Source organism: Flavobacterium enshiense (assembly GCF_040750275.1).
Lineage (GTDB): Bacteria > Bacteroidota > Bacteroidia > Flavobacteriales > Flavobacteriaceae > Flavobacterium > Flavobacterium enshiense_B.
The window spans coordinates 1-258 of record NZ_JBDOCV010000043.1; the positions used below are offsets into that span (position 1 = coordinate 1).

Genomic DNA, 258 nt, shown 5'->3' on the forward strand with positions numbered 1-258 from the left:
CAGCATCTTTAGCTCTAACTGAGAAAGTATAAGCTGTGGCAGCCGTTAAACCGGTTACATTATAAGTAGTGGTGGTTACGGTTCCTAATAAAGTAGTGCCTCTGTATACATCGTATCCGGTTACTCCTACGTTATCTGTGGAAGCTGTCCATGATAAGTTTGTCGTAGTTTGAGTTGTTCCTGAAGCCGTCAAGTTTGTTGGAGCCGTTGGAGCTGTTGTGTCCGAAGCCGATAAAGTGCTCACGTTAACAGTGTTAC

Annotated in this window: 1 protein-coding gene; it reads right to left on the reverse strand. The window is 44.2% G+C overall.

Annotated features, from left to right (window positions below; all coding sequences use genetic code 11):
• Positions 1-258 (reverse strand): fibronectin type III domain-containing protein (locus tag ABGT15_RS14730; protein ID WP_367232218.1); only part of this gene is annotated, 258 nt, incomplete at both ends.